Origin of the sequence: Bacteroides eggerthii (assembly GCF_025146565.1) — a bacterium.
In the GTDB taxonomy this organism is placed as follows: domain Bacteria; phylum Bacteroidota; class Bacteroidia; order Bacteroidales; family Bacteroidaceae; genus Bacteroides; species Bacteroides eggerthii.
Map to the genome: position 1 here is coordinate 1981723 of NZ_CP102258.1, position 25590 is coordinate 2007312.

A 25590-nucleotide genomic window follows, 5' to 3' on the forward strand; every position below is an offset into this window, starting at 1 on the left:
AAATTTTTATTAGTTGGATCATTATTTAAAAAAGGTGTGTCATTGTTTTGTGTTACTCAAAACACTTTCTGCTGCACGCTTGCCTAAAGTCTTTTTGTCAAGCGGGTGAATGTCATTCCACTCTCCCAGGTCACTGTTACGTATGAGATAAGTATTGGAATTGACAGCGGCCGCTTTGGCTTGTTCCTGACGCATTTCCGCCCAAGCTCTCCGACCGTCAAGATCGTCTTTCGACAGAAAATCGGCCAGCTCTACAATATGGAAAGGCAGTTCGGACTGGCTGAATGTACGACGCCAATCGGCAATCATTGCCGATAAAAGTGCCACATATTCATTTCGGCGTGATACGTTTGATTCGCCTTGATACCATAGCACTCCCCGTATGGAATAGTTTTGCAGTGGAGCTATCATGGCGTTGTATAGGCATACCGGTTTGTACCAAAAGAACATCATCTCCGGAGCGGGTGGCATGGGAGCTCCTAACCGGTATTTCCATTCCTGTTTCAGATTGACTTCTTCGTTGCCGCAGATAATTTTGTATGGTTTTTCCTGTACGAAACTCGGTTGTCCGCCGTTGCTGACGATTCGGACGGTCACATTGTTTTTCCCGGATTTCAATACACCGGCAGGTATCCGGTAGATACGGGGAGGATATTGGTAACCGGTGGTTCCGACAAATACTCCGTTCACATATACGGAATCGGCATCCACAATACAGCCTAAACGCAATGTGGCTTCTTTACCGTTCCATGATTGCGGTATCTCTATGTCTTGGCGTAGCCAATGGGAACCGCCAATCGGGTTCAGACCGTTATTGCCCCATGATTGTGAAAACATATTTACTGTTTGCCAACTGTTGTCATCGTAATTGGCTGCATACCAGGGAATGGATTCGTGCAGACCTGCATCACCGCGATAGAGCGACAGGTTCCAACGGTAGAAGTTCTCACCCTCTAATTTCTTGATGTGGCTGCAATAGGCATCATCTTCATACAGACGTTTACTGTTGATATATAAAGGGAACTCCTTCAACCCTTCTTCACTTATCCATGCTTCTACGGGAGTACCTCCCCAGCTGGAGTTGATGAGCCCCACTGGTATGCCGGTCTTTTCGTACATCTCTTTGGCAAAGAAATAGGCAAGGGCGGAGAAATCCATCACATTTTCTTGCGTCAGCGTCTTCCAGCCTGTTTCGGAGAGCTCTTCTTGAGGTGCGTGAAAATTGTATTCCTGGGGTATGAGGATATGTCGTATTTTCTCATTGTTATAGCTGAGTATTTCTTGAGAAAACATATCCATTACCCGTCTCACAGGCAGTTCCATGTTTGACTGTCCTGAGCAGAGCCATACATCGCCTACTAAAATGTCATTCAGTTTGATGTCGTTGACTTGCATTGGGAAAGGACCGCCTGCTTTCAACGGTGGCAGCGTAATGCTCCAGCGTCCGTTGGCATCAGCGGTAGCATGATAGCTCTTTTTCTGAAACTTTACGGTGATACTTTCGCCTGCATCCGCTGTACCCCATACTTTGACCGACTGTTCGCGCTGCAGCACCATTCCGTCTGAAATTAAAGCAGGCAACTTTACCTTTGCATCTGCCCATGAGGTAGCGCAAAGGTAAAGTAGCACTGCCACTCCTAACCTAATTTTATCATAAATCAAACTTTTCATATCTTCTCTGTCATATTGCCAAATTCAAAAGAATCTGTCATGTTTATTGATATTCGTACAGTTGTACATGTAATATCTTGAAGTCTCCTACAGAAATGCGTACATGGCGCCCCTGATGATCCTGGTCTCCATTGAGCCGACGGACATAATGAAGCTTGCCGTCTTTGTCTACTTTAACTTCATCCACATATCCGATGCCGCAACGCATTCCTTTGAATTTGTCATGTTTCGTTTTTATTTGGTCATTTCTCAAAGCAAATCCGTCTTCTTCCAACTGCTTTTGTTTTTCAATCGTTTGCTTTTCTGACGTTTTGGCAAATTCCAGAACGATGCCACTGCCGGCTACGATATATTCATTTTTAGAGAGCTTTAATAAAATACCGCCGCCTTCGGGCCATATACTGCCATTTGTGGCGCGTGGATCCCAAGGGAGAGTGAAGAAATGTCGGGCGGTTATGGTCAAATCATCATCTGCGATGATGCGTTCTTTGTTTTCACTGTCAAAAAGTAACCCTTTCATTAATCCTTTACCCTGATATTTGGTGAGTAAAGGCATTAACTCCGTTAATTTGGCATAGCTTTGGACTAATGGCGAGTTAGGAGAGTCGGAACCGTCTTCTATTGAAAATGGACTGATGCCAATGGCATCGTGTTCGCCAAAAATATAAAATGCCCGGACACTGTTATTATCTGTCAGACGGATCTCCGGAATGAACAAAGGATTGTTGTGTAACTTATATCGTGCTACCCAGTCTGTGAATCCATTATCATACAGGTCGGGTGCAAGAATATCGATGCTGGGTGCTCCGCAATGCCATACATCAATTAAATGTGCCAAAGGACCGGCGGAGGGATATTCACCCGGTTTGCGCCCTCTACTGTTCATTGCCGCATTGACATATAGTGGGATGTTATAGATGGAACGGGCTGTTTGTGCCAGTCCTTCCACATATTTGGCATAGTGCCATGCCATGAAGATTTCATCGGTGTAGATGTCTGCCCCGAATACTTCTTGCCAATTGCCTTGCTTTTTACATCCTTGACTTTCCCATTTTTTCAACATTTGCGGATGAAGCGCCTTTTTGTTTTTCTGTAGATAGGTCATGAATTCAGCCGGTACAGGAGCGTTGAATATCTTATTGGCTTCACGTGAATAGTCACGAGCATCTTCCAGCATGCCGATTTCATTTTCTATTTGTATCATAATCACTGTGCCTTCCTCCTTGTCGACCGTTGCTATGTGTTGCATCCATTGGGAAAATGCACGATGATCGGCTTCGTATACAGCCTCGGAAAAAGCGCTGGCTATTTCAAGAGGCTTTCCGCTCTGGGTATATGCACGTGGATACTTCTTGTGGTTTTCTTTAAACCACAAAGGTGCGTAGCAACTCATTGAATTTTTCCAGGCACCGAACCATAAAAAAACAATTTTGAGATCATTCTCTCGTGCTTGTTGCAGTGCTTTGTCTGTAAGCGTGAAGTCGAATTGTCCTTCAACCGGTTCTGTCAGATCCCAATAGACGGGAACCAATACGGTGTTCAAGCCCATCTTTTTAAGTTTCGGGAAAATACGTTCGATATCTTGCGGACAAGCAGCAGATGAATTGCCTAATTCTCCTCCTAATATAAGGAAAGGCATTCCATGCACTACTAGCTGAGTGGCGGTTCCTTGTTTTTGTAAAAAACTGTTTTGACCAATGATGTATTCAATGGCTAAACAGTTTAAAATTAGAAATAGAATTAATTTCTTCATATAGTTCTCAAATAGGCTGTTTGATGAAACTTTACAAAGGTAGTCAACTACTTTTTAATTTACTTTAGAATATGTATCACAAAACTTGTTGTATGTTACATCTTTTGTTTTATATGTTACATTCTTCACTATGATATGTTTTATTTGTAGCTTTTAAGCTTTATGAAGCATCTGGATGCTGCATTTGTGGATGCTGTTTTTGAAATCGGATCATGGATTATAAAATTTGGAAAAACATCTGGCTGAAATTTACAGTTGTTATATGACAATATATTCTGCGGTTTGAGGCGCTGATATGATGAATTTTAATGGGGGTGTTACATAGAAAAAAGAAAAGGTAACATTGAGGGTGAACTTGTAATCCCTATTAAAGAAAGTGTTACGTACTTGGTGGTCCGTATCAGAAGGATTGTCTAATTTTGACCTGTAAATAATTCTAATACAAATATGAAAAGGATATTTTTTATTGTTAGCCTTGTTTTGTTGGCTTGTACGGCTTCGCTGCCGCTTTCGGCTAAAGTCAGACTTCCTCGTTTGGTAAGTGACAGAATGGTGTTGCAACGTGATACGGAATTAAAAATATGGGGCTGGGCTTCTCCCGGAGAGAAAGTAACTGTACGTTTTCGGGGAAAGCATTATAATACGGAAGCTGATGCAAAGGGAAATTGGTTGGTTCTTCTGCCGCCGCAGCAGGCAGGCGGCCCTTTTCTTTTGGAAGTGAATGAACTTGCTATTCGTGACGTTCTGGTGGGGGATGTTTGGCTTTGTTCCGGCCAGTCCAATCAGGAAACTCCTATTGCACGTCTGACGGAGATGTTTCCTGAAATTAATGTATCTAACAATCACATGATACGGCATTATAAAGTACCTACGCAGAATTCAGTAGGAGAACTGAAAGATGAAATCGCGGGTAATGCCGGCTGGTATTCGGGCATAGCTTCCGATGTGTTGAACTGGACCTCATTGGCATATTTCTTTGCTCAAGAGGCATACAATAAATATAAAGTACCTGTAGGAATGTTGGTTTCCAGTTTAGGAGGTTCTGCCATAGAAAGCTGGATAAGTCAGGAACATCTGAAAACATTCCCGGAGCTTTGTTTTGATAAGGCTGCTTTGGACAGTATGAAATTGGCACAGCAAGATAAGGGAGCAGGCAGTTGGCAACAGAAGAAGTTTGATGACACAGATTGGGCAACAATGGATGTGCCGGGATATTGGCAGGAGAATGGTATCCGTATAAAAGGTACTATATGGTATAGAAAAGAGTTTCGTGTTCCCGAATCAATGGTGGGAAGACATGCGCGCCTTTATATGGGAAGGATGGTTGACAGTGATTCTGTCTTTGTGAATGGGACTTTCGTTGGTTTCACTTCCTACACTTACCCTCCTCGTAAATATGATATTCCGGCAGGAGTTCTGACACAAGGTGAAAATGTGATAGCCGTAAGACTTACAGCTAATTCTTCCAATGGCGGTTTTGTAAAAGATAAAAAGTATAAGATCGTAGGGGATGATGCAGAAGTAGATCTTACCGGTACATGGAAATATAAGATAGGTATTAATCAGAATGAAGTGATGAAATATGCCGGGAAACTTAAGAATCTTAAGAAGGCAGGTTCCGGACTCTATAATGGAATGATCCATCCGATTAGTAATTATCAGGTGAAAGGTGCCATTTGGTACCAAGGCGAAAGTAATTCCGGTCGTTCGCAGACGTATGCTTCTTTATTGGAGGCTTTGATTCAGAACTGGCGGGAGCTTTGGAAAATGCCTGATATGCCTTTCTTACTGGTGCAATTACCCAATTATATGGAGAAGAGTGATAAACCTTCCGATAGTGGATGGGCAAGAATACGTGAGGCTCAGTTTAAAACAGCATTGAATGTACCGCATACTGCATTGGCGGTAACTTATGATGTGGGCGAATGGAATGACATACATCCTTTGAATAAGAAAGCGGTTGCACAGCGGCTTTTCCTGGGAGCCCGTAGGCTTGTGTATGGAGAAAAAGTTACTGCTTCCGGCCCTTTGTATAAGGAAATGAAAGTGGAAGGGGATAAAATAATTCTGACTTTTACTGAAACAGGTCGCGGACTGACTTGTAAGGGGAAGGAGCTTAAGCATTTTGCTATTGCAGGTGAAGACCGAAAATTTGTGTGGGCAGATGCTGTGATACGTGGCAATAAAGTAGTGGTGAGCAGTGAGCTTGTGAAGAATCCGGTGGCAGTACGTTATGCTTGGAGTAATAATCCGGAGGATGCCAATCTGTGCAATAAAGAAGGATTGCTGGCATCGCCTTTTAGAACTGATAATTGGTAATAAACTATTTGAAAATTACTATCTGAATAATAATTATAAATTAAGAACTAACATGAAAAACCGAAAAACGCTATTGGCAGTGTTGGCGGGCTTGGCTTTAAGCTCGTGCACTACTCGTGTTACGACGGAAAATGATGCTTCTTTGAAAGGAGTGTTGGGTGATAAATTTTTGGTAGGTGTGGCACTGAATACCCGCCAATCTTCTGGTGTGGATACCGCGGCAGTTAAGATCGTAAAACGCCACTTTAATTCAGTTGTTGCGGAGAACTGTATGAAGTGCCAGACCATTCATCCGGAGGAAGACCGTTACGATTTCAGTCAGGCGGATGAATTCGTAAAATTTGGTGAAGACAATGGAATGTATATAATTGGTCATTGCTTGGTTTGGCATTCTCAACTTGCTCCCTGGTTCTGTGTTGACAAGGATGGCAATAATGTTGCTCCGGAGGTGCTGAAGCAACGGTTGAAAGATCATATCACGACTATTGTCAGCCGCTATAAAGGACGTGTTAAGGGGTGGGATGTTGTGAACGAGGCTATCCTTGAAGACGGTTCCTATCGTAAGAGTAAGTTCTATGAAATCTTGGGAGAAGAATTTATTCCTCTCGCTTTCCAGTATGCGCATGAGGCTGATCCTGAAGCCGAATTATATTATAATGACTATAATATGCATGAAGCAGGGAAGCGTGCAACTGTTGTGAAGCTTGTAAATGACATGAAATCGAAAGGACTTCGTGTCGATGCTATCGGTATGCAGGGCCATGTCGGTCTGGATTACCCTTCTTTGACAGATTTTGAGGAGAGTATGCTTGCTTATGCTTCTACCGGAGCTAAGGTAATGATAACAGAATGGGATATGTCTGCATTGCCTACCTTGAAACGTACTGCCAATGTATCCGATACGGTTGCGTATAAAAAGATGCTGAATCCCTATCCGGAATCTTTGCCCGATAGCGTTTCCCAACAATGGAACAATCGTATGTCTGATTTCTTAAATCTCTTCATTAAACATTCCGATTTTGTGAGTCGTGTAACTGCCTGGGGGGTAAGTGACGGTGATTCTTGGAAGAACGGTTTCCCTGTGAGAGGCCGTAAGGATTATGCTTTGCTCTTCGATCGTGATTATCAGCCGAAAGACTTTATAAAAAAGATATTGGAATAAACTTGGAGGATGTTTTCAGGACTTTTTGAGATAATAGGTTAGTTATAAACATTGATTAGGGCTATTGAGAATGCCCTATATAGACAAACACAAAACATTTTATAAAAAGGGGCTGTCCGACGGATAGCCCCTTACCTTTGCTTACTGTTTGCAAGAGAAGGTATGAAAATGTTCTTAATCCTTTAAACATTCTACCCATGCACAGGATGTTCTGTACATGGGTGAGATGTTTTTAACTACGTTTGATAATGATAGGCTTGTGATTTTCATCATGGTAAGGCATACCGTAACGATTGGATTTCACTCTGCTGTTCATTAGGGAATCAATGGGGGCGTTCAGAGGTCTTACACCTGCAGGAAGCTCTTTGTTGGAGAAAGTTTGGAAATAGCCTACACAAGCATCTCTCCACCATTCGGCGTCATTCTTCTGAATATCCAGTTTTTCGGATACCTCATTAAATATGCTTTCACTGACATAGGGCTTGAGCTTTGCCCATGTCTTTTGGTATCCCTCAACTTGCGAGATACCTTTGTCATAATGCAGGCATATCTCGTCCCAAAGTTCTCTACCTGAAGAAAGTTTATAGTTCCATGGAAGATGATGGAACCAAAGAAGAAGATTTTCAGGACAGGTTTCCAGTGAATTGAATTGTGAAGCCAGCGGTTCATGGTATTGGTCTACATTAGCAGAACCGTTGCGTGTGCGGTCAAATCCCACTCCGTCTTTGTCTGCTTTATGATAGAATATAGGCGACCAGTCGGGACGTCTTATACTATTTTCCCATGGTCCCGGCCCATAATGCGAACCGCCAAATATATGATGGAATCCAAGTGGCATCATGTAATTTACGGCTGTCTCGCGGGAGCTCATCATCATATCCTTGACAGGGATAAGAAATTTCTGTTCATAAGCTGTGGATGTCATTCCTTTGGGTTTGATGAAAGTCTGGCGTGCCCATTCATCTGCAATCTGTTCAGCGCTTAATGTAGGATTCCAGGCAAGGCGGCCGAAAGCATACCAATTGGATTGAGCGAATATGTAACCGCAGAAATTAGGCTCTTGACCGGTATTTGCAACACCTGCAATGGCTTTAACCATTTTCGCTACGGTCGAACCTTTTCCGTCTCTATAAGTATCACTGTCGAGACATTCTTCATAAGTAGTGCCATGGTAGACGAGATGATTGGAGAATCCCAAATATTCTTGAGTAATTTGGAATTCCATCATCATGGGAGTGTTGTATAGCTGTCCGAATAAAGGACTGAAAGGTTCACGTGGCTGAAAATCAATAGGACCGTTTTTTATTTGGATAATAACGTTGTCTGCAAATTGTCCGTCAAGTGATTTGAATTCTTCTACAGCCTGATTGGCTCTGTCGCTGCTGCTAGGGCTGTATACGAAGGCTCTCCACATAATGATTCCGCCATAGGGAGCTACTGCCTCAGCAAGCATATTTGCGCCGTCGGCATGGGTCCGACCATAATCTTGCGGACCGGCCTGCCCTTCGGAATTTGCCTTTACGAGAAAACCACCGAAATCGGGAATGGCAGCGTAGATTTCAGATGCTTTATTTTTCCACCACTGACGTACCTTTGGATCAAGAGGATCTCCTGATTTTAATCCGTCAAGAGTGATAGGACTTGTCCATTTGATGGAGAGGTAGGTGGTTATGCCATATTCTCTGAGTATGTTGGCTATTTGAGCGACTCTTTCGATATGTTCTTTGTCCAAGATAAGAGGATTGGCATTGACGTTGTTGAGGACAGCACCGTTCAACCCCACAGAGGCACAGAGCTCACCATAGTGGTGGATTCTCTTTGCGGGAATTTCTTTTGCTGTCCATTCCCACATGGATAGTCCGGCATAACCTCTTTCCACAGTATCATCAAGATTGTCCCAATGGTTGAGAATACGGTATTCGTAATATGGTTTTTCGTGAATATCCAGGTCGGTATTGGCTTTACCGAGGACCTCTGCCCTTTGCAGGGCATACACTCCATAGCGGATTGCCGCTTGCGAACCGCCATCGATATAGCGTTTGCCATCGGCATTGTAAATGTGATACTCTTCTTTGGAAAGAGCACTGTCTATCCGGGTCTCAACCGAACCCAACACTTCTTCATAGCTTCGTCCGTTTGCCAGCCAAAGCATGGTTCCATCCTGGTCTATAGGCTCGGGAGTATTGCATGCCGAGAAATTCAGTATGGAAAAAATAATAATAATAAAAGTTTTAATGTTCTTCATATAGGCATTTATTTAATTAATTTAGAAGAGGGAGCTCCGAGGTATGATGATTTGAGACCACCGAAATCTATAAGCATTTTTTCCATTACAACGCCTGGATCTACAAACCTGAAACGAAGGTCATGTCTGCCGGCTTGCCCAAAATCAACTTCCATATCTGTTTTGATGATGCTGGCAGCTTGCCATGGGCCGACTTTACCACTATAATGACCGTTGAAATTAATAATCTGTTCTTGTCCACCGTCTACGCTAATGGCAAAGCATAGTCCTTTGTTTGCATTGAAGTTCAGGGTGGGAGCAAGCAATATGCTTAGTTTTGCTTTACCTGAAGATACAGTTTCGATTTCGTATTCTACATAGGCATTATCCGGAGTTACGGAAGCAGGCAGAGTAGTGACAGCACATTCTGTTTTGCCGAGGTCGGGAATTACGGTAGCCTTGTGGTTGTTTTTGAAGTTACCTGCTTCTATAGAAATGTATCCATCGGTTTCCTTATGGCATAAGTAAGCGGCTTCATCGGATTTTTTCACCTTGGGCATAACTTGTTTTTCAGGTTGTTGCCAATAGGTGTATCCGATGTGTACCTGATCCATCATATGATCCCATTTTCCATTTGCGATTTCATGGTTATAATGAGCACAAAGCAAGGAGTCTCTTTCGTATAGCTTTTCAACGCGCTGTGCCCAATAGTTGATTTCTGTTGGGGATTCTGCTTTAGCATTCATCGCTACGGAGTAATACATTTCGTAGATGTTCTGCATAGCTTGAATTGGGAATAGGACGAGTTCTTCATATGCATCATACCAACGGGGATCGAGTTTCTGATAGACTCTCAAGGCTCGCAGTTCCAAATTATTCCATTCTCTGACAACGGTAGGCCATTCATCATAGCTGAACTGATATGTATTTGCATTCAGTAGCTCGGGAGTGACTCTACGTGCATATTTGCTGTAAAGTTTAATAATGTCTGCTATCTCTTTGGCATGCTCTTCGCCGAATTGTTGTGCAGCAAAGGTTATGGTATGTTCGAATATATTATTAGGATTGAAAGCTTCAGGCCGCCAAGCCATATCAAGGAAAAATTGGATGGGATACTCCATAGGTTTCAAGTCACCTACATTTACGATCCAAAGTTTCCTGACACCGTACTCATAACAGAGATTCATCTGTTCCCATACGCGTTCCACCTGATTGCAGTTTAGCCATTTGTAGTTTCTGGGGCCACCTACATAGTCAAAGTGGTAATACATACCATAGCCACCTTTACGGGGTTTATCTGTTAATGAAGGCAGTTTTCTTACATTGCCCCAATTGTCATCGCAAAGCAATAATGTGATGTCATCAGGGACACGCATCCCCTTGTCGTAATACTCTTGTACTTCTTTATATAGTGCCCATACTTGAGGAGTTGCGGAAATCTTCTTGCCTGTAACTTTAGTTATGATTTTACGTTGGTCTTTGACAATATTCTGTAATAGATCAATATTGGCATCTTTGCTCATCGGCATATCGCCATCTCCGCGCATACCTATGGTAATTACAGACTCCCAATCTTTACAACGTTCCATTCCTTTTGTCCAGAAATCCCGGAGTACGGTGGCATTTTGGGTATAATCCCAGGCGCCTGTTCCGCGACGCTTCCAGTCTTGTTGAGCTAATCCCATCGGCTCATGGTGGGAAGTTCCCATTACAATTCCCATTTCATCTGCCAATACTCCATTTTGCACATCATCATCATAGAAAGCGCTGGCCCACATGGCAGGCCACATGAAGTTACCTTTCAAACGAAGTATGAGTTCAAAAACTTTTTCATAAAACTGGCTGTTGAAGCCGCCAAAGGCTTTTTGTGTCCAGTTTCCCAAGGCAGGCCATTCGTCGTTCAAGAAGATTCCTCGGTATTCTATGGCTGGTTCTCCATCCGTATAACTACCTGGGAGAATTGAAATATTATTTTGGCGTTTTACAGGAACATCTGCCCAATAGTACCAAGGGGATACGCCCATTTGAGAAGACAGTTCATAGATGCCATAGATGGTGCCTCTTTTATCACTACCTGCAATCACTACGGCTTCTTCCACTCCTTCCAGTGGCTGTTTAATAGTACATAGAATGTATTTCTCACGTTTCCCTTTTAATTCGTCGGCTGGAATTTTTCCCGATGATATAAGTCGTTTTATCCAGTTGCTACGGTCAATAGAACCGATAATCAATACTCGCTTTTCTGTAACGGTATTTGTTATAAAGGGCTTTACGTTGGTTACTGCTTGTGCATCTGTCTGTAAATTTGTAATGGCTCTCAGTACTCCTTTGTACTCTTCATTATCTACCAATATCGGACAAGACTTGTCTTTCTGTATCCATTCAAAACCGACACCGTCATTTGTTACAAAACGTTCGGCAGCTTTTAGCGGTAACTGCCAACACATACTTGCTAAAAATAAAATAATACAAAAGTTATATTTTTTCATAATATCAATATTTATAAAAAAACCGCTTGCAGATACCTTGGGACATCTACAAGCGGTTTCGATGAATACCTATTGCGAACTTATCCTAAAAAGACAGTTATCTGTATTCAGGATTTTGGTAGTTCTTTTTCTCGTCAGCACTCATTTCCATACCGTCAAGTTGTCCTTGTGGGATAGGACGTAAATAATGTCCGGGTTTGATAGTACGCGTATAAGTAACGATGTTGCGATCCCCTTTATTATCTCCGCAGATTTCGTAGCTATCGGCATATTCGTTCCACTTTTGTGTGCGGACAAGGTCGAACCAACGATAACCCTCACCATAGAATTCACGTGAACGTTCATCTAGGATGAAATTGATGTCAATTGTTGCCGGAGTTTCAGCTGTTAATTGAGAACCATAGTCCTCGTCCATTTCTTCGTTTTCTGCATTACTGAATGTCCATTTTCCAGCACGATCGCGTAAAACATTAACTAATTCACGCGCACTCTTATCAGGCTTAGTTGTTGCACCTTTTACTGCAGCTTCTGCTGCAATAAGGTAAAGTTCGGAGAACTTGGCAATATTGTATGGACGTGTGCTACCGGCATTCGGCTGGCCTGCGCCAGTACCGTTATCTGTACGATAGGGACCAAGTTTCCAAAGACCTGGATATACGCGGCGGCTGATTGCACTGGGGCCCATAACATAATAACTGTATCCTGCTATAACTCCTGCTCCAGTATTGCTATTGCCTGCACCATCCGGATATTGAATGCTGGGATCATCTTCAGAGAGGAACTTTAATAACGGTTCTCCTTCAGTTACTTCCATGCCATTAGCTCCTATAACGGTTGTCCAATCTTTTCCATTTGTAGACCAGTTACCGCGGTAAACAGTTGTAAATGTTCCGTCGTAGCGGGAATCTTTGGCTTTATCCTTAAACGTTTTTGTGAATACACCATGAGGAGGAGCCATACGAGTCCATGGGCGTCCATAGGCTTGTTCTGCGACACGAATTACGGGTGAAATAGTATTACCATCTTTGTCTTTAGCTTGGATGTCTGTGTAGTTCCAATTCATCATCCAGCCTGCAAAGTTATCAGGAGCGCCACCGCTACCATAAGTCAAGCTACCACCATTGTAATATTCATCTTCTTGCGTATGATCTGCATATAACAGAATTTCTTTGTTACGATCGTATGGGCCGGCGTTAACTTGGTAGAAACTTTCCATCAAACCATATGGGCCAGGATTGTCAATAGCTTCAGTTGCAATATCATAAGCTTGCTGATAATACCATGCTGCATCGTGTCCATCGGGATCTGTGCGGTTACATTCCGGATATGTTGGAATATTATTAGGATTTTCCAACCACCAACCATAAGTCAGATATGCTTTTGACAAGTATAAACGCGCTACAGTCTTAGTAACCCCACCTGTTACGCGAGGTTTATCCGGCAATTCGGTGACAGCTGTCTTTAAATCGGGAAAAACTGCTTTAGTGTACACTTCAGGAACGGTGTTACGTACGGAAGTACGTGAAGTTGATATGTTGAATTTTAATTCACCGGCACCCAAATCCAATGGCACACCGCCGAAAGTCTGTACCAATAAAAAATAGTCCATACCGCGGAAGAAATGTGCTTCAGCGAGAAGTGCATCAGAAACACCTACTTTAGATCCATTTTCAATAACACCATTAGCTGTATTGATATTAGAGAAAGCTGTTCCCCACAATACATCCGAACGACTGCTACTAGCTGTCAAACTTCCTACGCCTGATAAGTCGGCGTCTTTAAAGTTTCCATCAGCGGATTGAGCATAAGTTGCTTCATCCGTTCCTGTCAAACAAGAATTGTAATAGTATGCTTGTCCGTAAATGTAACGTAAGTGTGCATACATGGAAGTTATACCACCTTCTACACCTCTTTCAGTTTGAAAGAAGGTTGGTTCATAAATACTACGTGGCTGTTCGTCCAGAATATCTGAGCAAGAAGTTGCAAAGATTAAGGCTAATGCCGTAGTTCCTAGAACTCTTATATTAGTAAATGTTGGTTTCATAGTTTCAAAGCTTAATTAGAATGTCAAGTTAATGCCGAATAAATAATTACGTGTGGAAGGAGCATTGGTTCCCACAGTCAAGAAGCGTCTTTGAATGCCACTTGTTACTGCCACATTCTCATTGCCATAAGAGTTGGTTTCCGGATCCAGACCTGTTTCTTTATGGAATGGAGAACATATAACAAACGGGTTCTGTATTGATACATAGGCACGCAAGCTTTGGATACCAAAATTCTTCAGCCATTTCTGTTCATCGAATTTGTAACCTAAAGAAATGTTGCGGACTTTCCAATAAGAAGCGTCAAAATAGCCTAATGTACTACCATATTTGGGATTATCACCACTTTGGATACCACCCGGCTTCGGATATTTGGCATTGGTGTTTTCTTCTGTCCAATAGTCCACATCTACTTGACCTCTACGACCGGTCAGCATATTCAGATAACCGTTGGAGTGATGCAATGTACTGATGAGTTTTCCACCACATTTAAACGCTGTGATGACATTCAGATCAAATCCCTTATAGGCAACGCGTGTGCTGAAACCACCTGTGAATTTCGGTTCCATACTGATAATTTGGCGGTCGTCTGGTCCGATCTGACGGACAGGGGTACCATCTTCATTATATTCACCGGTATATTTTACTTTAATCATACCAACGTTTCCGCCTGGTTCCAAGATATCAAGATAAGGGTCACCTTCTTGCCATAGACCTATTTTTTCATAGTCATAAATTGCATCAATAGGATGGCCGACAAACCAGTTGTTGGCTTCATCACGATCTGCTCCGGATGCTAATTCTGTCAGTTTATTGCGGTTTGCTGATATATTAATACTTGCATCCCAAGTCCATCCGTTGTGGTTGTCAAGAATTGTCCCGTTTAAAGTAAATTCCACACCTTTATTTTCGGTCTTTCCTACGTTACCTACATAACTGCTTACACCTGAAGTTGAAGGAAGATTAACGTTTTGCAACAAATCGGATGTCTTCTGAATGTAATATTCAAATGTTCCCGATAAGCGACCGCCAAACAAAGTGAAATCCAAACCGAAGTTCCATGTAGAAGAATATTCCCAACCTAAATCATAATTCGGCAATGCAGAAACATAGTAGCCGGTAGCATAGCCAGTAGGTCCGAAGTTATAAGGACGTGTAGATAATTTTCCCCATGTGGAATATGGGTTTACGGCCTGATTGGAAGTTTGTCCGTATCCCACGCGTACTTTAAGGATATCTAACCATTCAAGGTCATCCATAAATGACTCTTGACCAATATTCCAACCTGCAGATACAGCCGGGTATGTATGCCATTGATGACCTTTTGCCAAGCGGGAAGATGCATCGGCACGAACAGTTGCCATCAACATATAGCGGTTATCGTAGGTGTACATGGCACGTCCCATCCAAGACATCAAACCGCTTTTCTGGTAATCCCAATTGTCCGGATTAACTGTAATATTGCCTTCTGCACGACCTAAATTATAGTATTGCAAATATTCTGCAGGAATGTCACGTGCAGCAATATGCGATTTGGTGTAAACGGTTTCCTCAGCAGAATACATACCTACGATGTTCAGCTGGTGCTTACCAAATGTACGGTCGTAAGTTATTAGGTTCTCTACTGCCCAATTAGTTGTTTCTGTGTGTTCCAGAGATGCAGTAGAAGGAGTATCAGCAGTTGAACTGTTTATACCTTCACCAGTAAAGACACCACCTTTGGTAGAACGGTAGTTCAGACCTAGGTTGACACGATATTTTAAACCTTTAACCCATGGGCATTGTACTTCTGCAAAAAGGTTGTTATAGGTACCAAAACCTTTCTTCTCATTCAACCAACTATCTTCTAAATCTTCTACCAGGTCACGTGTTACAACAAAGTTTTCATCCTGACTGTTGAGCTTAACTGTTCTCTTCAGGCTTCCGTCTGCATTGTATGGGTTGGCGAGCGGAGTGTTGTTAAGTACGCTATACGGGCCGACATTAGAACCTTTGGTTATATTGTAATTGCTATTAGTCGTTAATCCGAAACGGAAGTATTTACCTACGCCTTGGTCAAATGAGCCTCGTAATGAGTAACGGGTGTAATTCTGTGTAGGAATAACGCCCTGATCTTTATAGTAGGCCGCACCAAAACTGTAACTTCCATTGTTTGTGCCACCAGCTACGCTGACATCATGGCTGTTTACCATACCTGTGCGGTATAGAAGATCCTGCCAGTCAGTATTTGTATCGTCTGATTCGTCTAAGGAGTTTTCGAATTTACCGGCATATTTACGCATCTCAGCATATTTTGGTCCGTCCATCATCGGATATTTAGAGAATACAGATTTTGCACCTACATAACCATTATATGTAAATTTGGCGGGTGTACCTTGTGCTCCTCTGTTCGTTGTGATTAAAATGACACCATTGGCACCACGTGAACCATAAATAGCTGTGGAAGAAGCGTCTTTCAGAATATCCATACTTTTAATGTCACCGGGGTTGATATCAGACAAGTTTCCCATAAAAGGAATACCATCCAATACTACTAACGGGTCATTAGAAGCTGTTAGTGAACGAGTACCACGAATACGGATTTGCATGGTAGCACCAGGCTGTGAAGACGTCTGCGTCATGTCCACACCGGCTACACGATTTTGCAAGGCGTATGTAATATTTGTAGAAGGCATTTCTTGCAATTTATCGCCGCCTACTGATGCGATAGACCCCGTTACATCTGATTTTCTTGCCGTACCGTAACCAATAACTACTACTTCCTCCAATGCTTTGGAATCTTCTTTTAATGTAATGTTAAGATTAGTGTTCCCTTTGATAGCAATCTCTTGTGTGACATATCCAATATAAGAAATTACTAAAGTTGCGTTTTTCTGTACAGTCAACGAGAAGTTTCCGTCCAAATCGGTTATCATACCATTGGTTGTTCCTTTTTCTGTTACGTTGGCGCCAATAACCGGTTCACCGAAATTATCTTTCACAATACCCTTTACCATGATATTCTGAGCAATACTGCACAGAGGTATCAGGCAGAGTAACAATAATAGCCCCAAAGGCCTAAAATAATAAGTTGTGCATTTCATAAAAAAACAAGGTTTTAATTGAATAAAAATGTTAAATCAAAGTGTAGACTCATTAAGGTTCTTTTTATGTTTTCATATGCTATCTTTTTTGTGTTAGACATTTGTTTTGATTCTCTACATTAGTTAACAGCGAAGTGAGGAATATATCCTCAACTTTTGGTATAAGCAAAAATATTAATCATTTAATAGACAATAGGCTATGAATGATACCTGTATTTTGCTTTTTGTAACATGAGTTTTTATTTGCGTTACATTCTTTTTTGTATATGTTACATTGACGAAAAAAGATGTGATAAAGGGGAATATGGAGATAAAAATAATTAAAATTATTTTTTTTGTGTTTTGTAAATAAGTAAAGTTTTTAATCACAAAAACTAGATATGTATCGGAATAAATTGCTTTTTGTTTATCTTTGTCGCACTTTTGTATCTAATAAAAAGAAAAACTATGAAAAGATGCGTTTGGAAGATACTCGTAATATGCTTGTGTTGTATAGCTCAAGGTGTTGGGGCGCAGACAGGGAAGATCTATACCACAGATATGGGATTGTCCAGTAGCTTGATAAATCAAATATTTCAGGATAAGCAAGGTTTTGTCTGGGTTGCAACTGAGTATGGGCTAAATAAGTTCGACGGTTTACGTTTTACCAATTACCGGCATGTTTCTGCTGATTCGTCTTCTATCAAAAATAATTATGTGCGTACATTATTTGAGGATAGTCGTTGTAATTTGCTGATAGGTTGTATTGATGGGCTGATGAAGTATGATCGTGAGACAGATACCTTTCTGGAAATTCCAATGTTCCGCGCCGGTAAGCGGGTGTTTCCGCATATAACACAGATGCAGGAATTACATAATGGGGAAATTTGGATGACAACTACCGGTCAAGGCATGTTTCGTCTGGATGAGCGGCAGACGCAGGCTGTTTCTGTAGATGATCTTCTGAAACAGTCTAATTACAATTTTCAATCCTTTTTTTATGAGGACTCTTATTACAATATTTGGATAGGAACTTATGGAAATGGACTGATTTGTTATATGCCTGCAACGAAGGAAGTGCGTATTTTCAAAGATCCGGTTCTTGCCGATAACAATATTACTACCATAATAGAGGATGAGCAGGGAAATCTTTTTGTAGGTACTAAAAAGCAAGGGCTATCACGTTACAATAGAAAGGAGAATAACTTTACTCTTGTTCCTTATATAGGGAATGAGGTTTTATCTGTTCGTTGCATGTCGTTGGTGAATGACCGGTTATTGGTTGGTACTGATGGACAGGGATTAAAAATGTATAATCCTGCAAAGGGAGAGTTGGAAGATTATACCATTAATTCAGCTCCAATAAATTTTTCGGATGGAAAGATTCATACAATTTTGGAAGATAAGGATGATAATTTATGGTTGGGATTATTTCAGAAAGGGATCGTTTTGATACCGAAACAAGAAAATCCTTTTGAATATTATGGGCACAAGTCCATTTATTATAATCCTATCGGACAAGGATGTATCATGTCTATTTTTCAAGATAGCAATGACCATTTATGGATTGGTGCAGACAATGAGGGGGTATACGAGCTGGATGCAAAAGGAAAAAGGTTGAGGCATTATCAACCGGGAAATGCTGCCCGTTCTGTGGCTAGTACGATAATGTGTATTTATGAAGATACAGACAGAAACCTATGGTTTGGTTCTTATACGCGTGGGGTTGCTAAGTTCAATCGGAGAACCGGGGACTGTGAATATCTTTTGCCTATTGATGATGAAAGCGTATTTTCAATAACAGAAGACAAACAGAAAAACTTATATATCGGGACATTAGGCGCTGGCTTTTACCGATATAACTTGAAGACCGGAGATTTAAAGCATTATGAATCTTCTAAAGATGAAACCAATGATTTAAAAAGGAATGAGCTTGCTAATGATTGGGTGAACTATATATATTGTGATAGCGAAGGACTGATATGGTTGGGGCATTATAAAGGAGTAAGCTGTTTTAATCCGTCGACGGAGAGTTTTATTAATTATAAAAAGGTTAACACATTGATTCCCGGTTGTGTGGGTTATGTTATCCAAGAAGATTTTTCGGGTAAGATTTGGGCCGGTACAACAGATGGACTATATTGTTTTGATAAAAAGACGAATAGGCTGGAGAGGTTTACAATGGCAGACGGTTTGCCTAGTAATGTGATTTGCGGGCTTAGCGAAGATTTCCAGCATGACATCTGGATTAGCACCTACATGGGGATCAGTCGGTATGATATAAACAATAATCGCTTTATTAATTACTATTCGGGAGACGGGTTACAAGGCAATGAATTCACTCATGGTGCTTTCTACAAGAATAAGTTCGGAAAGATATACTTCGGCGGTGTTAATGGTATTACGTCTTTTCTTCCGGAAAACATAGGCAATACTTCAAAAGAAGCTAAGGTATGGATTACTGATTTTTATATATTCAATAAGCCTGTACATAAGAATACTCTTTCAGGAGGGAAGCCGGTAATCTCTACTTCGGTGCAGGATGCTAAAAAGTTCCGGCTGTCTTATAAGGATAATACATTCAGTATCGTTTTCTCGACATTGCAGTATAACAATCCCGAGCAGATATCCTATCAATATAAGATTGATGAGTTGGGTTCACAATGGCTCAGCTCCGAACCTGGTGATAATCGTGTGACTTATAATAATTTACCGCCAGGTAAGTATACTTTTCGTGTGCGCGCACTTAATTATGGCAATTACTCGGAAGTGTGCACGATAAAGATTGTAATTACTCCTCCTTGGTATCAGGCTTGGTGGGCATATTGTATTTACGCTGTTTTACTCGGATTGCTGGTATTGGGCATTGTGAACTATATCCGGTCCCGTATACGGCATCGTCGTGAAATGATGAAGAGGGAGCATGCCGAACAACTCAATGAAGCGAAATTGCAGTTCTTTATCAATATATCCCATGAAATAAGAACTCCTATGACGCTTATAATCAATCCATTGGAAAAATTGCTGGCGGAAAAGAAAGACAGTGAGCTGCATAAGACGTATCTGATGATTTATCGTAATTCTCAACGTATCCTGCGGTTGATTAATCAGCTGATGGATATCCGTAAACTGGATAAGGGGCAGATGTTCCTAAAGTTTCGTGAAACAGATTTGGTAGGGTTTATCAATGATGTAATGCAGACTTTTGAGTATTTGGCTCATAAAGAAAATATCCATTTTACTTTTGAACATGAGATGCCGCAGCTAAAAGTGTGGATAGACTTGAATAATTTTGATAAGGTATTGATGAATATCCTTTCCAATGCATTTAAGTACACTCCGGATGGAGGAGAGATACAGATCAGTTTGACAACAGGTCAGAATGCTACGCGGCGGGATGCGTTGCGCGAGTATTTTGAAATTGTGATAACGGATAGTGGTATCGGTATCGACAGGGATAAAATAGAACGTATTTTCGAACGTTTCTATCAAATAGATAATGACGTAACAAAGTCAAATTTTGGTACCGGTATCGGTTTGCACTTGTCTCATTTATTAGTGCAGTTACATCATGGTGAGATTTTTGCCGAAAACAGGGAAGATGCTTCCGGAAGCCGTTTCATTATACGTATACCGTTGGGATCGGCGCATTTGCGCACTGATGAGTTGGAAACTGTAGATGAAGAAACAGCGATGTTCCATACTATTGAAAAGCCTGTTTTGGCGAAACTGGAAGGGTTGGTTGCCGAAGAAGAGGAGGAGGAATCTAAAACCAATATGAAATCAAAGACACGCTTACGGGTATTGGTTGTGGAGGATGAGGATGAAATCAAGGCTTATCTGAAATCTGAATTATCGGATGAATACAAAGTGGAGACCTGCAGTAATGGTAAGGAGGCGTATGATTTGATCTTGCGTGATACTCCTGATTTAGCTATCTCCGATGTTATGATGCCTGAAATGGACGGGCTGACTCTGTGCCGGAAGATAAAGCAGAATACCAACGTAAACCATGTCCCTGTAATCTTGTTGACAGCCAAGTCCAAACCGGAGGACACTTTGGAAGGCATGGAGACGGGTGCGGATGCTTATATGGTGAAACCTTTCAATACGGAATTACTGAAAAAGACCATTGCTAACCTGATAAATAATCGCAGGTTGTTGCGTAATAAATTCAGCGGGGCACAACAGCAGGAAGATAAAATGGAAAAAATCACTATGAAGTCCAGTGACGAGATATTGATGGACAAGATTATGAAAGTGGTGAACGAACATTTGGATGATCCTGCGCTGAATGTTGAAATGCTCGCTTCCGAAGTCGGGTTGAGCCGGGTGCATGTGCACCGCAAGCTGAAAGAGTTGACAAATCTTTCCACACGCGATTTCATCAAGAATATCCGTTTGCAACAGGCTGCTGCTTTGTTGGCACAAGACCATAAACTTACTATTTCGGAGATAGCCTATGCCACAGGATATACCAACTTGTCTCATTTCTCCAGTTCGTTCCGGGAGAAATACGGAATGTCACCAAAAGAGTATATGAATCAGCACCGGTAATTCGTGGGTTCTAATATCGGTATGTTTGCTTACCTTTCCAAATGCTTGCGATTTTTCTGTGTATCAGTATGATATTCAGTAAAGAAACAGCAAGGAATAAAGTGCATCCCACTATCCAGCATGGAAGTAGTGTTCCTGTCTCTATTTGCGGAAATAGTGTACTGATGATCTCTGTATAATAACTGTGCAGCCATGTAACTCCGCCGACAGACAGCGTCAATACCAAGAGGTTCAGGCTAACTGTCAGAATATTGTAGGGAAACGCTATTTGCTTGGGGGTGTATCCTATCAAAAGCAGGTTTTCCAGTTTTACGGTATTCTTTTGCAGTAGTAGGAAGATACTTAACATCAAGATGTAGAAAGACAATATGCTGATAAATAATCCTACTCCCATGACAATACCGGTGATGAGACGTAGAAAATAAGTCGTTTTTCCGGCATCCAGGCTATCACCCTCGGTTTCATAATGTTTCTGCCGGAAGTAGTCGCTGATGGCAGTGTCGGTAGGGTTCTTTACTTCGACGATGAGACGGGAGGGGTGAGCAACTTTACCGGGGGCAAAGCTCGTATTAGCCCAGTCCATAAATGTTTGAGGAACAAGAATTGTATTCAAACGGTTGGAGAAACCGGCAATCTGCCCTTTGAATTGTTCCACACGTCCGTTGCCACGCAATGTGATGTCCATCTGTATCATGCTAATAAGCCCTTCAGAGAGTTTCGGAAGACTTCGGCTTTGTGCAAAGCCGAAATTATAGAGATTCAAGTAATTGCGAGGAATGATAATAGGGATAACTCGGGTCTCTTTGTCAAAAAGCCATTTATCGAGGTTGACATCTACGTATTCATCGGGTACAGACTCAAAAAACATTTCGGTGGAAAGATGTATTCCGGCTTTCTGCATGCCTAATCCGGCAGATACTTTGAATAAAGAGGGGGTAAAAACTCCTACATTTTCGGTGAAGGGCTGTTCTTTCATTTCCTCAATATCTTTTGGGGAGAAAGTGTTGCTTTTTCCGGTAAGGCTGCCGAGGGTACTGATTTTTTTGGTAGCAATGATATATTCTTTTTTCATAAAGCTGTCTCCCTGCGTGAAAATAGGGAGCACATCTTGATAGAATTGTATGCTCAACAGTACAATCATCATGCCGAAGAGGTTGGCCAGAAAGAAACCTGTCAACTGGCCTACACTGATATGCTGGCGAAGGAGCTTCCAAACAAGTCTGTTCATTTTTTGATTTATGATTTGTAATTTATGAATTATAGCCGGAGAGTCTCGTCATATGGCAGTTCCAAGTGTTTTCCAATAGACGTAACAATAACTCCGGCTCCCTGCTTTTCTGTTTCTTCCATGAGTAGTTGGCTCATTATAGCACTGTTTTCGTCATCTAAATGGCTGATAGGCTCATCTAAGAAGATAAAATCGAACGGTTGGCAAAGGCTGCGGATAAAAGCGACCCGTTGTTGTTGCCCGAAAGAAAGCATGCCGGCCTTTTCGTTGATTTTATCGGGAATACCGATTGCTTCGAAGAGAGCGATAATCTCTTTTTTCTTTTTATAATCGTTCAGGCGATTCTTTAATAATACATTTTCAAGAGCTGTCAATTCGGGGAAAATACGAAGCTCTTGAAAAAGAATACTGAGTGAATGTTTCCTTATATCTGCCCATTCATTGACAGATAATGAACGGATATTCTGTTCATCAAAATTGATGATACCTTGATAGTCCTGACGATATCCATAGATATAGCTGCATAAAGACGATTTGCCGGTACCGGAAGCAGCCTCTACTAAATAACGCTTTCCCTTGCTGAACACAATGTTTTGGTGCCATATCTGTGAAGTGACAGTGTCACGACCAGCAAAAACCTGAGGTAAAGTCTGCTGTAAATGGATGCGATTCATTGATTATGAGTTATGGGTTACTTCCTGCAAATAGCTTGGCAAAGTCGACAAGTTGTTTCAATGCATTCTCTTTTTTCTCATTCAGAACTATTGTAAAATTGGTCCGGTTCTTGTCTCCCCGTAGGTTCAGTTCTTCTATTTTCATAATCATTTGATAGAGGTTCTTGATTTCCGGTTCATCCGAGGCATATTCCATGAGGACACGAAGGTTACTTAGTGTGAGCAATTCGTCGCTGGTCAATGAGATGTTGAAAGGTCTTCCATGCATCATACTCAACATGGCTTGTTGTAATTCTCGTGAGTTTTTGGGATGGAAGGGCTGGTTGTCCTCTTTGGTATCTCCTTTGAAGTCGGCACTTTGCAGAGTGGCGTATATGCGGCCGTTTTCAAACAAGACGTAACCCAGTAGTTGCGTACCATGCGGCCAGTTCAGTACACCACGCACATCCATGGGCAGGGCATCAGGAGTTGCCAACAGGCGGATATCTCCCTTTTGCTGTAGCATTGAAGTGAAATGTTTGTTTGCATGGATGCTTTTGTCGGCGGGCTGTTGCATGAGGGCAGTGATAGCCGGTTGCAATTTTTGTAGTTGTTCCGAGCTTCCGCCGTAAACTCCAAGCAGAGTGCCGTCGTTATAAGCTATCAATACTCCAGCATCTTTAATTTCAACGCTGTGGTAGCCTTGGACTTTTACCGGAACGGTACATAGCTGCTCTTGGGCAAATAGTTCGAGCATGGCTTCAAATTTCTTTAAATCGGCTATTTTCAGGGCTATCGCTGTGCTGTGTAGGGTAGGGGCTTTGAATAGGTAGACCGGGGCGCTCCAGTCTATTCCGCTTTCGGCAGGATCTTGCAGCAGAGTTTCAGCTTCTTCTTTCAGAGCGGCGTTTTTGTTTTCGAAAAGCGCTCCCAGCAGCTCTTGCAAAGTGGCCTTGCTGGCTGCATCATTCAGTCCGGCCTTACTGACGATGCTCTTTACATCGAGTGATGCCATTTCCGTAACATTGGAGGGAATGGAATGGGTGTATTCTGTCTTTTTCGTGGTTTCGCTGCATGAACTTAGACACAGTAACATCACTAAAACCGGCAGTAAATGGAAGGAAATGCTCTTTTTCATATTGTGTTATTGGTTTTGCAGATTCAAAATGTGACAGGCGACGAGCGCAGCTGTTTCAGTACGCAACCGGGAACGGCCGAGGCTGATAGGCTCAAAACCGTTTTCAATGGCTTTCTTCACCTCTTCCTCGCTGAAGTCGCCTTCGGGGCCGATAAGCACCAGCGCATCTTCTCCTTTGCGAACAATATCTTTCAATAAAGGCTTGTCTCCTTCATAGCAATGGGCTATGAATTTGCGGCCGTTGAAAGGTTGGCTGATAAATTTATTAAAATCGGTCATCTCATTCAGCTGGGGCAATCGTGCTTTGAGAGATTGCTTAATGGCGGAAATAAGTATTTTGGCGATGCGTTCCGTCTTTATAACTTTGCGCTCCGAAAAGCGGCAGTTGAGGAAAGTCAGTTCGTCAAAACCTATCTCGGTAGCCTTCTCTGCAAACCATTCGGTGCGGTCCATGTTTTTGGTGGGAGCCATTGCGATGTGCAGATGCCCGCTCCATAAAGGTGTCTGAGGAATGGTTTCGAGCAGGTTGACAAGGCAGCGCTTATTCGTGGCGGTACTGATTTCCGCACGATAGAAGTTGCCCTTGCCGTCGGTCAGCGTCACTTCATCACCGGTTTGTAGTCTCAATACGCGGACGGCGTGAGCAGCCTCTTCCTCAGGTAATTCGGCATGTGATTGTATATCAGGTGTGTAGAATACGTGCATGGTTGTTTATTGTTTTTTTTGCTGATTGATAATGTCTCTCAGTTGTGCAGCCCGTTCATAGTCCTCTTTGTCTATGGCATTTTGGAGGGCGGCTTTCAACTGCTCTAATGTTTTTTTAGGGGAAGCGGCCTCTTTATCGGTATCTTCATTTTCGTTTGCGATAGTGCTGTGTTCCGTCTTCAGACATTCGGTTTCTAAGATATCGTCATATATGAAGATAGGGGCATTCATACGCAAAGCAAGCGCAATGGCATCGCTGGTGCGCGCGTCAATGCGCAGGATGGTTTCTTCTGTTTTCATGTAGAGGTAGGAATAGAAAATGCCATTCTCCACCTTATAGATAAGGATGCGCAATAAGTTTGCTCCCAGTGCTTTGAGGACGGATGCAAATAAGGTATGCGTCAACGGACGGGGCGGAGTGATGCCTCTCATTTCAATCATCATGGACTGTGCTTCGGCTACGCCTATGATGACCGGTAATTGCCGCGGGCCGTTTATTTCGCCCAGCACCATAGCGTAGGCTCCGGCTTGCGCTTGGCTGTTTGAAATGTTCAATACCTGCAGTTCAACTTTCTTTTTATTCATTC

Annotated in this window: 14 protein-coding genes; 3 read left to right on the forward strand and 11 right to left on the reverse strand. The window is 42.1% G+C overall.

What is annotated here, in order from left to right; translation table 11 throughout:
- Nucleotides 1-39: 39 nt before the first annotated feature.
- On the reverse strand, nucleotides 40-1671 hold the full coding sequence (locus NQ546_RS08100; RefSeq protein ID WP_004289615.1) for a sialate O-acetylesterase: 1632 nt from the start codon (nucleotides 1669-1671) through the stop codon (nucleotides 40-42).
- A 43-nt stretch (nucleotides 1672-1714) separates the two neighbouring features.
- Nucleotides 1715-3424 (reverse strand): GH35 family beta-galactosidase, encoded by a 1710-nt coding sequence (locus NQ546_RS08105; protein WP_004289616.1) that lies wholly within the window; start codon nucleotides 3422-3424, stop codon nucleotides 1715-1717.
- Nucleotides 3425-3871: 447 nt separating this feature from the next.
- Between NQ546_RS08105 and NQ546_RS08110 the strand changes: the two genes are divergently transcribed.
- Entirely contained in the window at nucleotides 3872-5743 is a 1872-nt protein-coding gene (locus NQ546_RS08110) for a sialate O-acetylesterase (RefSeq protein ID WP_004289617.1), read from the forward strand.
- A 52-nt stretch (nucleotides 5744-5795) separates the two neighbouring features.
- Nucleotides 5796-6905 (forward strand): endo-1,4-beta-xylanase, encoded by a 1110-nt coding sequence (locus NQ546_RS08115; protein WP_004289618.1) that lies wholly within the window; start codon nucleotides 5796-5798, stop codon nucleotides 6903-6905.
- Nucleotides 6906-7137: 232 nt separating this feature from the next.
- Here the strand turns inward: NQ546_RS08115 and NQ546_RS08120 are convergent, their stop codons facing one another.
- The 4 genes from NQ546_RS08120 to NQ546_RS08135 form a co-directional block, all read right to left on the reverse strand.
- Complete coding sequence (locus tag NQ546_RS08120) at nucleotides 7138-9150, reverse strand: glycosyl hydrolase family 67 middle domain-containing protein (protein ID WP_021940049.1); 2013 nt, start codon at nucleotides 9148-9150, stop codon at nucleotides 7138-7140.
- An 8-nt stretch (nucleotides 9151-9158) separates the two neighbouring features.
- Nucleotides 9159-11618 carry a glycosyl hydrolase 115 family protein gene (locus tag NQ546_RS08125; protein ID WP_021940050.1) on the reverse strand — a complete coding sequence of 820 codons (2460 nt, stop codon included), beginning with the start codon at nucleotides 11616-11618 and terminating at the stop codon, nucleotides 9159-9161.
- Nucleotides 11619-11715: 97 nt separating this feature from the next.
- Nucleotides 11716-13662, reverse strand: coding sequence for a RagB/SusD family nutrient uptake outer membrane protein (locus NQ546_RS08130; RefSeq protein WP_004289623.1), 1947 nt, complete (start codon nucleotides 13660-13662; stop codon nucleotides 11716-11718).
- Nucleotides 13663-13677: 15 nt separating this feature from the next.
- Nucleotides 13678-16743 carry a SusC/RagA family TonB-linked outer membrane protein gene (locus NQ546_RS08135; RefSeq protein WP_021940051.1) on the reverse strand — a complete coding sequence of 1022 codons (3066 nt, stop codon included), beginning with the start codon at nucleotides 16741-16743 and terminating at the stop codon, nucleotides 13678-13680.
- 447 nt (nucleotides 16744-17190) lie between these two features.
- On the opposite strand from NQ546_RS08135, the gene NQ546_RS08140 reads away from it, so the two are divergent.
- Entirely contained in the window at nucleotides 17191-21279 is a 4089-nt protein-coding gene (locus NQ546_RS08140; RefSeq protein WP_004289626.1) for a hybrid sensor histidine kinase/response regulator transcription factor, read from the forward strand.
- 10 nt (nucleotides 21280-21289) lie between these two features.
- On the opposite strand, the gene NQ546_RS08145 is transcribed toward NQ546_RS08140, so the two are convergent.
- Genes NQ546_RS08145 through NQ546_RS08165 form a run of 5 tightly spaced genes read right to left on the reverse strand, consistent with a single transcriptional unit; the run spans nucleotide 21290 to nucleotide 25588 of the window.
- A complete protein-coding gene (locus tag NQ546_RS08145) occupies nucleotides 21290-22507 on the reverse strand; it encodes a hypothetical protein (RefSeq protein WP_004289627.1) in 1218 nt (405 codons plus the stop codon).
- Nucleotides 22508-22536: 29 nt separating this feature from the next.
- On the reverse strand, nucleotides 22537-23181 hold the full coding sequence (locus NQ546_RS08150; protein WP_004289628.1) for an ATP-binding cassette domain-containing protein: 645 nt from the start codon (nucleotides 23179-23181) through the stop codon (nucleotides 22537-22539).
- Between the two features lie 10 nt (nucleotides 23182-23191).
- Nucleotides 23192-24298 (reverse strand): DUF4836 family protein, encoded by a 1107-nt coding sequence (locus NQ546_RS08155; RefSeq protein ID WP_004294227.1) that lies wholly within the window; start codon nucleotides 24296-24298, stop codon nucleotides 23192-23194.
- Nucleotides 24299-24304: 6 nt separating this feature from the next.
- Nucleotides 24305-25003 carry a 16S rRNA (uracil(1498)-N(3))-methyltransferase gene (locus NQ546_RS08160; protein WP_004289630.1) on the reverse strand — a complete coding sequence of 233 codons (699 nt, stop codon included), beginning with the start codon at nucleotides 25001-25003 and terminating at the stop codon, nucleotides 24305-24307.
- A gap of 6 nt (nucleotides 25004-25009) precedes the next feature.
- Nucleotides 25010-25588, reverse strand: a complete 579-nt coding sequence (locus tag NQ546_RS08165; RefSeq protein ID WP_004289631.1) for a bifunctional nuclease family protein — start codon at nucleotides 25586-25588, stop codon at nucleotides 25010-25012.
- Nucleotides 25589-25590: the final 2 nt, after the last annotated feature.